The organism is Kitasatospora sp. NPDC001225 (assembly GCF_053597855.1).
Genome location: NZ_JBSFJC010000061.1, coordinates 1 through 9,066, shown reverse-complemented (window position 1 = coordinate 9,066; position 9,066 = coordinate 1). Strand labels below are relative to the sequence as shown.

Annotated in this window: 11 protein-coding genes; 7 read left to right on the top strand and 4 right to left on the bottom strand. The window is 72.7% G+C overall.

What is annotated here, in order from left to right:
* Positions 1–110: 110 nt before the first annotated feature.
* The gene (gene tsaD / locus ACWDCZ_RS21550; protein ID WP_449816682.1) at positions 111–1,178 is read right to left on the bottom strand and encodes a tRNA (adenosine(37)-N6)-threonylcarbamoyltransferase complex transferase subunit TsaD; all 1,068 of its coding nucleotides are present in this window, start codon (positions 1,176–1,178) and stop codon (positions 111–113) included.
* A 106-nt stretch (positions 1,179–1,284) separates the two neighbouring features.
* On the opposite strand from tsaD, the gene ACWDCZ_RS21545 reads away from it, so the two are divergent.
* The gene (locus tag ACWDCZ_RS21545) at positions 1,285–1,500 is read left to right on the top strand and encodes a hypothetical protein (RefSeq protein ID WP_387973168.1); all 216 of its coding nucleotides are present in this window, start codon (positions 1,285–1,287) and stop codon (positions 1,498–1,500) included.
* A 90-nt stretch (positions 1,501–1,590) separates the two neighbouring features.
* Here ACWDCZ_RS21545 and ACWDCZ_RS21540 read toward each other — a convergent pair whose 3' ends face one another.
* On the bottom strand, positions 1,591–2,115 hold the full coding sequence (locus ACWDCZ_RS21540) for a hypothetical protein (RefSeq protein WP_449816681.1): 525 nt from the start codon (positions 2,113–2,115) through the stop codon (positions 1,591–1,593).
* Positions 2,116–2,214: 99 nt separating this feature from the next.
* On the opposite strand from ACWDCZ_RS21540, the gene ACWDCZ_RS21535 reads away from it, so the two are divergent.
* From ACWDCZ_RS21535 to ACWDCZ_RS21520, 4 genes are read left to right on the top strand one after another with little or no spacing between them, the layout of a single operon-like run.
* The gene (locus tag ACWDCZ_RS21535; RefSeq protein WP_449816680.1) at positions 2,215–2,529 is read left to right on the top strand and encodes a type VII secretion target; all 315 of its coding nucleotides are present in this window, start codon (positions 2,215–2,217) and stop codon (positions 2,527–2,529) included.
* Positions 2,526–4,121 (top strand): hypothetical protein, encoded by a 1,596-nt coding sequence (locus tag ACWDCZ_RS21530; protein WP_449816679.1) that lies wholly within the window; start codon positions 2,526–2,528, stop codon positions 4,119–4,121. The genes ACWDCZ_RS21535 and ACWDCZ_RS21530 overlap by 4 nt, the downstream gene beginning before the upstream one ends.
* Positions 4,118–4,507 carry a hypothetical protein gene (locus ACWDCZ_RS21525; RefSeq protein WP_449816678.1) on the top strand — a complete coding sequence of 130 codons (390 nt, stop codon included), beginning with the start codon at positions 4,118–4,120 and terminating at the stop codon, positions 4,505–4,507. The genes ACWDCZ_RS21530 and ACWDCZ_RS21525 overlap by 4 nt, the downstream gene beginning before the upstream one ends.
* Positions 4,507–5,010, top strand: a complete 504-nt coding sequence (locus tag ACWDCZ_RS21520) for a hypothetical protein (protein ID WP_074003334.1) — start codon at positions 4,507–4,509, stop codon at positions 5,008–5,010. The genes ACWDCZ_RS21525 and ACWDCZ_RS21520 overlap by 1 nt, the downstream gene beginning before the upstream one ends.
* A gap of 705 nt (positions 5,011–5,715) precedes the next feature.
* Here the strand turns inward: ACWDCZ_RS21520 and ACWDCZ_RS21515 are convergent.
* Positions 5,716–6,825 carry a hypothetical protein gene (locus ACWDCZ_RS21515; protein WP_449816677.1) on the bottom strand — a complete coding sequence of 370 codons (1,110 nt, stop codon included), beginning with the start codon at positions 6,823–6,825 and terminating at the stop codon, positions 5,716–5,718.
* A 274-nt stretch (positions 6,826–7,099) separates the two neighbouring features.
* On the opposite strand from ACWDCZ_RS21515, the gene ACWDCZ_RS21510 reads away from it, so the two are divergent.
* Both ACWDCZ_RS21510 and ACWDCZ_RS21505 read left to right on the top strand, forming a co-directional pair.
* Positions 7,100–7,672 (top strand): CHAP domain-containing protein, encoded by a 573-nt coding sequence (locus ACWDCZ_RS21510; protein WP_449816676.1) that lies wholly within the window; start codon positions 7,100–7,102, stop codon positions 7,670–7,672.
* Positions 7,673–7,779: 107 nt separating this feature from the next.
* Positions 7,780–8,178, top strand: coding sequence for a peptidase inhibitor family I36 protein (locus ACWDCZ_RS21505; protein ID WP_380744234.1), 399 nt, complete (start codon positions 7,780–7,782; stop codon positions 8,176–8,178).
* Positions 8,179–8,325: 147 nt separating this feature from the next.
* Here the strand turns inward: ACWDCZ_RS21505 and ACWDCZ_RS21500 are convergent, their stop codons facing one another.
* Positions 8,326–8,871: a hypothetical protein gene (locus ACWDCZ_RS21500; RefSeq protein ID WP_117486284.1), complete on the bottom strand. Its 546-nt coding sequence runs from the start codon at positions 8,869–8,871 to the stop codon at positions 8,326–8,328.
* Between the last annotated feature and the right edge of the window lie 195 nt (positions 8,872–9,066).

Sequence of the window (9,066 nt, the reverse complement as noted above, 5' to 3'; positions counted from 1 at the left end):
TCCGGAGCGTCGCTCTCCACGTCACCGTCACCGCCGCCGGACGGGCCGGGAACCGGGTGGTCAGGAGGCGCCGAGGGGTGTGCGGCGGGGCCGCCGGGCCCTGCGGGTCGTCACGCGGCCCGGACCGCGGCGAGCGGGGAGAGCGCCGCGTACTCCAGGGGCGCGGAGGGGTCGATCGAGAGGTTCATCGGGGACGGGGCCGCGCCCGAGCGGACCAGGAGGTCGCCGATGGCCGCGATCATCGCGCCGTTGTCGGTGCACAGCCGCAGCGGCGGCACCCGCAGGGTGATCCCGGCGGCGGCGCAGCGCTGTTCGGTCAGCGCGCGGATGCGGGAGTTGGCGGCGACGCCGCCGACCACGACGAGGGTGCCGATCCCGTGGTCGGTGCAGGCCCGGACGGCCTTGCGGGTGAGGGTGTCCGCGATGGCCTCCTGGAGAGCCGCGGCCGCGTCCGGGACGTGCGGCTCGCCGCCGGCGGCCCGTTGGGCCTCGACCCAGCGGGCGGCGGCGGTCTTGAGGCCGGAGAAGGAGAAGGCGTACGGGGGATCGTTGGGCCCGCTGAGCGGGCGGGGCAGGCGCACCGCGTTCGGGTCGCCCTCGCGGGCGGCGCGGTCGATGGCGGGCCCGCCGGGGTAGGGCAGGCCGAGGATCCGGGCGACCTTGTCGAAGCACTCGCCGGCGGCGTCGTCCAGGGTGTCGCCGAGGTGGACGATCGGGTCGCGGGCGAGGTCGCGCACCAGCAGCAGGGAGGTGTGCCCGCCGGAGACGATCAGGACGACGCACGGGTTCGGCAGCGGCGCGCCCTCCAGGGCGGCCGCCGCGACGTGCCCGGCGAGGTGGTGGACGCCGTAGAGGGGCACGCCGAGCGAGAAGGCGTAGCTCTTGGCCGCCGCGACCCCGACCTGGAGCGGACCGGAGAGGCCCGGCCCGGCGGTGACCGCGACGGCGCCGACGTCGGCGAGGGTGAGCCCGGCCCGGTCGAGGGCCTCGCGGACCACGGGCGCCATCGCGTGGACGTGGGCGCGGGCGGCGATCTCCGGCACGACCCCGCCGTAGCGGGCGTGCTCGTCCATGCTCGACGCGACCGCCTGCCCGAGCAGGACCCCGTCCCGGACGAGACCGGCACCGGTCTCGTCGCACGAGGACTCGATCCCCAGCACCACTGGCGAGGCCGGCATCGCACCCACTCCTTATTGCTCCTCGATATGCAACTGCAACTATTGTGCAATAAGGCACGGGAAGGGGGTCCGGCGGGGTCCGGCTTCCCGGACGGTGCGGCCCGCGGTGCTGGGGGCGGGCCGGAACAGCCAGCTCTCGGTCTGCTGCACGATGCCGATGCCGGTGAAGCAGTGGACGGTGAAGTCCGGGTTCGGTGCGGAGACGGGTGCCGGCACCGGATCGTCGGTGACGGCCGCGGTGGCGGCCGCCGGAAGGAGGACGGTTGCGGCGGCGAACGGCAGCGGCGGCGACGGCCTGATCGGTGGGACCTACCCGGCGTAATGAGCGGCACTCCATCGGATGCACCATCCTGATGGCGCTGCGCACGACGCGGGGCCGGGCAGTCCTTCGGCCCCGCGCACTGCCCGGGTTCTACTGCTGCGTGTTGAATGGGTCCAGCAGCAACCGGGCCTCGCGTCGCAGGTGTTCGAGCGGCTGAGTCAGTGCGGCCCCATGGTGGTTGACCGCCTCGGCGAGCGCTGCGATCTGACCACCGACCGGGCTGGTGCCCCCCGAAGCCGTCTTCAGCACCTTCGCAGCCTGGCCCGAGGTCATCGGCTTGCCGGTGGTGATGAAGGCCCGCAGCTCTTGGGCGGCGGAGAGGGCCCACCGCGGACCGTCGGCGGCAGTTGCCGGCGCCAGCTTGGGAAGAGGAGGCGGCCGGAGCCGGCTGCGGTCGTAGACGTGCAGCTCCGGACCAGCCTGCTTGCAGAGACGTTCCGCTGTTGCCCGGGTCGCGTCCGGCACCGTGTCGCCTGCTGCGAGCAGGTGCACATCCGCGCCGAGCTTGCGACTCAGGGCGACGTCGCGCTCGAGTCGCGCGTCCGTGAACTGCAACGCCGAGGTCATGACTTCGCCTGCGAGGACCTGTTCGTCCCAGATCCCGAAGATGTCCACCTCCTCCGGGGTCCGACGCTTCTCCCGCAGCGTCTATGCTCGTCGACCGTGCTCGTTCGATTACGGCGAGCCATGGAGCTTCTTGGGGGAGAGCAGCCGATGTCCGATTCGGTGGGGTACACCGTCCAGCCCGACGCGTTGGACCACGTGACCACGGGGCTCAACAACGTCGCAACCGACCTGGCCTCGGCCAATCAGGCCTACACCGCGCAGAAGCCCTACCAGTCCGCCGACTTCGGCGAGTTCGGTGTGGACCGGGCGTGGGCGGGCTTCGACACCAACTGGAGCCAGGAACTGCACGTCACCCAGCGCGCCGTGGCGCAACTGGTCCAGAAGATGTCGGCCACCAGCGCCAACTACCGCGCCGCGGAAACAACGGCCGCCGCATCGCTGACCCCGGCGCAGACCCGATGAGCAAGGTCGCGGACCTGCAGAAGGCACAGCAGTCCATCACGCACCCCGGTTCCGGCTTCTTCATCGGCGCCGCGATTCTCGGCGCGATCGGCGAGGCCCTGGCGGTGGCCGGGCCGGCCGGGAACCCGGGCGTGATACGCGAGCGGGCCAAGGCGTACGCGGAAACCGCCAAGGCCTACGCCAAGGCGTCCACCGACCTCGGGGACGCCGCCGACAACCGGCTGCCGAACGCCTGGACCGGCTCGGTCGCCGAGAACGCCGCCCAGTCGATCCGGGCGCTGGCGAACGAACTGACCGTCTCCCAGAAGTCCTTGGAGCAGGCCGCCACCGCGCTGAACGCCTGGGCGGACAACCTGGAAGGCGCCCAGAGCACCGACGCGCAGGGCGTGACCGCCCTGGAGAACGTGCAGAAGTCACTCGCCCACGACGCCTTCGACATGAGCAAGGCCGTCGCCGCCATCGAACCGGCCAACACCGCGGTGGGAACGAGGATCTCGGCCGCCCAGCGGGCGGAGAGCAGCGGCACTCGCGCCGCGAGCATGCTCAACCAGCTCGCCGCCAAGGCCCGGACCGAGCGCGCCGGACAGGGGCCGATCGATCCTCTCGCGGCGCTGGTGCTGGCGAACGAGAAGGGCCCCGGAGGTGAGGCGGACGGCGACTACATCCTGACGGCCGGCCAGCTCGACCGCGCCGAGCAGTTCATGTCCGTGATGAACGGCGCCGACCAGCTCGCGTTCCAGAAGCTGCTGTCCGGCGCGAAGTCACCGGAGGAGGCCGCCTACCTCTGGAAGGCCCTGGCGGCCGGCCACTCGGTGGCTGACGTCCAGCAGTTCGACGCGCTGATCCACCCTCACGGGGACGACCCGCGCTGGCTGTCCGAGCACCTCGTTCCGGCGCTCGGTTCGGACGCCCTGCAGGGGGAGTCCACCACCCACGCGACCGGGCTGACCTACAAGGGCGCCGAGATCCTCGACGGCTACGATGTCTACAGCCAGCGCGACGTCAACGACTGCGTCGCCGCCTCCACGGTGGTCGCGAGCCTCAAGATCGACCCGGTGACGATGCTCCAGCTCACCACCGGCAACATGACCGACGTCCCGGGGGCCGACTCGCCCGAGTACTTCAAGCAGCGCCTCCAGCAGCTCTTCATCGGCCAGTACCAGCAGGGCCAGCTGGCCGACGGCGGCCAGAAGATCTACCCGCAGAACAACGGCGGGATCGGCCCGAAGGGCAACACCTTCCTCGCCAACCAGAACCTCGGGAAGGGCACGGGCTCGACCTACGAGTACGTCAACCTGGACACAGACGATGACCGGCGCGCGGCCGTCACCCGGATCGAGAAGGCCCTGGACGAGGGCACGCCGGTGCCGTTCTGCGCCTTCGACGAGGCCAGCGCCGCGAAGGGCGAGAACGGCAACTACCACCAGATGGTGATCGTGGCCCGGGACGGCGACCGGCTGCAGGTCTACAACCCCTGGGGCCAGTCGGTGTGGGTGACCGAGGACCAGTTCATCCACAACCACCTGAACGACGGCGGCCTCACCGGCACGACGAACATCAACCGGCCCTACGGAGCGGAGCTGCCGAAATGACCGACATCCTCCCGGACACCGAACTGATGACCGGCTACGACGTCGAGGCCGCCATCACCCGCGGCCTGCTGATCGACGGAGTCCCGCGCCGGGTGCTCTTCGGCGAGGCGGCGATCGCCGCCTCCTACCAGGCCGAGGCCCTGCACATGGGCCCGCACCCGCTGGGCGTCCTGGCCCAGTACGTCCGCGCCGGCGGCTTCGCCGGTGCGCTCGACCTGCCCGAGCCGGTGATCGGCCGGGAACCGGGCGAGCTGGTCCGCGGCTGGCTGCGTGCGGCCGCGGCCGGCGGGGCCGACCTCGGGCGCGAGGTCCTGTTCGCCCGCTGGCTGGCCGAGGTCGCGCTCCTGATCACCATGCGGCGCCGGGTCCGGGAAGAGGGCAGCTGATGCGCCGAACCGTCATCACCAGCGTGGCGGCGCTCCTGGTCGGCGCCCTGCTGCTCGTCTCCCACCTCGCTGGCTGGTGGTCCGACTCCGGCCCGGCCGGCACCACGGTCGCCTCCACCCCCCGACCGGAGGTGGAGGTGCCCCTCCCCGAGAAGGCGTCGAACGCCACCTCTCCGTATCCGACCAGCACGGTGACCCTGACGGTCGGACAGCGGCTCGGCGTCAGAACGACCGGGGGCGCCCTGCAGAAGAAGTGGTACCTCTACTCGGCGGGCGACGGCAGCGTGCTGCGGCCCGGCAAGGACTTCGTCATCAGCCCCTGCCCCACGGACCCGCCGATGGCGGGCTGCGGCTCCGAGTTCGACCTGACCTTCAGCGCCTTGTCGCCCGGAACCACCACACTGACGTGGTTGTTCGGGGAGGGGAGTTGCGATGCCGGCGTACCGAAGTACAAGGGGGACCGGTGCGACATCTCCAAGAGCATCCAGGTCACCGTCCGCTGACCATCACACGGAACCTCGACGGCCCCGGCCGCCCCGCCCAGCACCTGTCTCCCCGAACCGGGAAGGCGGGAGCTGATGCGGTGCGCCCTCGCCGCTGCGACAGGTGATCCTGGCCGCCGTCGGCGAGCGGCTCGGCGTGCCCGCCGGGCCGGAGAGCGTCACGGCCGTGACGCGGGAACCCGTCGTGGCGAGCGATGGTGTCCTGCTCCGGCGTCGGCCGGACGCCATCACCGTCTCGGGGAACCGCGGCAGCGTGGCGCCCACACGGTCCCAGGTCTCCCTGGTCCTGCGGGCGCCGGACACCCGCGCGAGATCGGGCGTGACGCCGGAACCCGCGAGCCATCGTCCGGCCCGGGAGGCCTCTTCCCGCCCCTGCCCGTCGAGACGCCGTTCCTTGTCGACCGTCGACTCCCGCCCGGCTTGCGCATGACGGATCAGGACGATCCTCCGGCCGGTACCCGCGATCACGTCGCCTCCTCTTGTCCGCCGGCCGTGGTACGGCCCGGCGGAATCGCTTGATCCTTTGCATTCGAACACTACCCAGCACGGGTTTCGGCGCCCACGTCCGTCGGAGCCGCTGCCGGTTGGGCGACGGCCATGTCGGCCTGCTCGCAGCCGTCCGGATAGAAGGGAGGGCTACCAGCGCGTTCGCAGACGTGACCACCACGTCGGCGAACTCCTCGAACGGTGGCACGGGCGAGGGGCTCAGCACGGGACGTCGCCGACGCAGCGCCAGAGGGTTTCGCGGTCCGGGTAGACGTTGGCGCGCGGTGAGAACAGGTGGCCGGTCCACTGCCGGCCGTCTCCGGCGGCGGCGAAGACCTCCGCCTGGTAGGCGAGCGGTGTGCTGCGGCGGGGGGTCACGCACTCCTCGGGGTCGCTGGTGAAGGTGGCGCCCGGTGCGATGGTGGTGTGCACGACGGAGCGTCCGGGGTCGCAGGAGTGTTGGATGCCCGACCAGGAGCCGGCCACCTTCGCGGTCACCTCGACCGGTGTGTCGGTCGGATTGTCGATCCGGACCGCGAACAGGACCTGACGGGGCTGCACCATCGCACAGGCGCGCAGCCGGGTGCCGGACGGCCCGGGCTTCGGGGCCGAGCAGCGACTGTCCCCGCCGAGCGCGCCGACTTCCACCTCGTGGGCGAGTCCCTCGGCCAGGTCGGCGGGGGTCGCCGTCGGCTCCCGCCCCGCCGCGCCGCCGGACGGTGCGACCACCGATGCGGTGTCGGCGGTCGCGTCGTCGGACCCCCTCGCCCAGACCGCCGCGCCGAGCACGGCCGCGAGGGCCAGGACCCCGAGTGCCGCACCCCACCGGTGCGGCCGGCGCCACCACGCCGACCGCCCGGTGACTGACGGTTCGCCGGTGGGCTCGGGGCGCGCCGGAACCGGTACGGCCGTGGGCGTGGGCGTGGGCGTGGGCGTGGGCGTGGGCGTGGGCGTGGGCGTGGTGGCGGCGCGGCGCGCCGCGCGGCGGTCGCGCAGCTCGTGGTCCGCCGCCTGCTTCGCCTGCTGGTGCCAGTGCTGCCAGCGGTCCAGTTCCGCCGGGTCGGTGCGGAAGATCCGGGCGAGTTCGGCGAGGACGGCGGGGTCGGGCAGTTCGGTGCGGTCGGGGTCGAGGTAGCGGCTGATCGACGAGGTGCTCAGCCCCCGGACGGTGGAGGCGTCGAGCCGGGCCCGCAGTCGGGCCACCACCCGGTCCAGAGACAGGCCGCACTCGGCGAGTCCGTCGTTCAGCGCACGGACGAGCAGGGTCCGGGGGCGGTCCGTTCCCCCTGCCGGGTGCCCCGGGGCCTCGTCCGGCGGTTGGTCATGCATGCGGTGTTGTCCCATCGCTGTCCCAGCGTCCGTCGTTTCCGCAGGTCGGAGCAGTGGGACGGGAAGCGGGAGAGCGCTGGGACGCCGCCCCGGCCGGAGGGCCTGGTGACGTCCGGCGCCGGTCCGCAGGATGGATCCCGCGACACCGCACCGACTCGCCGACTCCCGCCGCGCCACCACCTCTCGGCTCTGGCATGCCCCGGCATGCCCGCCGACTGTAGGCGAACCGATCGGGCGGCGGTCAGGGTCCGTTCACCCCAATGGAGGAGCTCTCATGAAGCTGTCCCGGCGCACCGCCGCCGCCGTTACGCTGACCGCCCTCACCCTGCTGCCGCTCGGCGCCGCCACGGCGCCGGCCTCGGCGGCCGCCACCGTCCGGGACCGGATCGTCTCGGTCGCCCGTGGGGAGATCACCCCCGCGGGCACCTCGCCCGAGAAGACCGGCTCCTGCGACAGGTACTTCGCCTACCACCGGGGCTCCGGCTCCTGCGCGAAGACCCCGTGGTGCGCGGCGTTCGCCGAGTGGACGTGGCACCGGGCCGGGATCGACGGGACGGTCGACGACCTGGCCGCGCGCGGCATCGGCAAGTGGGGCAAGCAGAAGGGGCTGTTCCACCAGCGGGGCACGTACACCCCGAAGCCGGGCGACCTGGTGATCTACGGGGAGCCGGACGGCGGCACTCCCGGCCACGTCGGCGTGGTCGCCGCCGTCCACGCGAACGGAACCCTCGACACCGTCGACGGCAACCTCGGCGACAAGGTCGCCCTCCGTACCCACCTCGACCCGTCGACGGTGATCACCAACCACCAGCACGTCTCCGGCTACGTCAGCCCGCCCGAGGCCTGAGCCTCGCCCGGGGCCTGAGCCCGCCCGAAGTCCGGGCCCCGCCTGAAGTCCGGGCCACGCCCGGCCTGGCGCACACCGTACAACCCCCACCGGAAGGACAGACCGTCATGGAACGCACCCGTAGGCACCTCGGCCTCATCGCCTCCCTCGCCGCAGCCGCGGCAGCCCTGCTCGCCGTCCCGCAGCCCGCCCACGCCGCCCTCGACCCGTGGTCGTGCGTGGAGGGGCGGGTCTGCGTCTACAGCGGACCCGACGGGACGGGCAGCGTCTGCGCCTGGCCCTACGACGACCCGGACTGGCAGTCCGGAGACCGCTGCAGCTGGTCCGCCACCACGAAGGTCCGCTCGGTGTACAACCACGGCGGCTCCGGCAGGCCCGTGGCGTTCTACCCCGGCGCGAACTACACGGGCCAGCGGGTGGTGTGCACGGCGGCGGGCGCGAGGGGCAACTTCTCGCAGAACGGCGGCACCGGCGTCCACCTCCGCTCCCACCGCTGGTCCTGCTAGGCCTGGGCCTCCTGGGGTGTCCCGCTCCCGCCTCGGCACGGGGGCGGGACACCCTGGGCCCGGAGGGCCGGGCCGTGTTCTCGCCGCGGGCGTCGCGGCCCTGGCCCGCCGCCGAGGCTGCCGGCGCGGCTCGGCCGGGCGCTTGTGTCAGAGGGATTCGATGGTCAGGGCGACGGTGCCGCTGACGCCGGAGACGGTGCCGTCGCCGAGGGGGCAGAGCTCGGGGTTGGTTCCGGTGAAGGACAGGGCGTCGACGACCTTGGTGGCGCTGTCGCCCAGGTAGTGGCCCGACATGACGGTTCCGGTGGCGGTGGCGCCGGAGAGGGTGGCTTCCACGGACGTCCAGGCGATGGTGCTCTTGGTGCCGTCCTGCCAGGTGATGACCTCGGTGTACGGGGTGAGGCGGGTGAGCAGGTCCACGCAGGTCTCGCCGGGCTCCGGGTGGGTGGAGGCGCTGGAACCGGGTTGCCCCGTCACGCAGGTCGCGTACGAGGCGTGGTCGGTGTTGGTCACGGTGCCCTGTGACACGTCGGTCAGCGAGGGTGAGAAGGCGATCTCGAACGTGCCCGTGCACGAGACGTCCACGCCGAGGGCGTGCGCGGGCGTGGTGGGGGCCAGGGCGAGTGCGCAGCCGAGTGCGGTGGCTGCGGCCATGGCGGTGGCACGGGAGAGAGCGGCGACGCGGACGGCCATGATTCCTCCGGAGAGCGGGGTTGGTATTTATGCGAACACAGTTGCATCGCACTCGTGTTCGTGCCTCCCGGTGGATCCATCGGAGTGTCCGCCCCGCCCGTACCTCCCGGCCCGGACCCGGCACCCGCGCGGCGCCCGGTTTTGCCCGGCGGCGCGCGGTGCCGGGGGGGCGGGGGGTGAGCGGAAGGCGGGGTC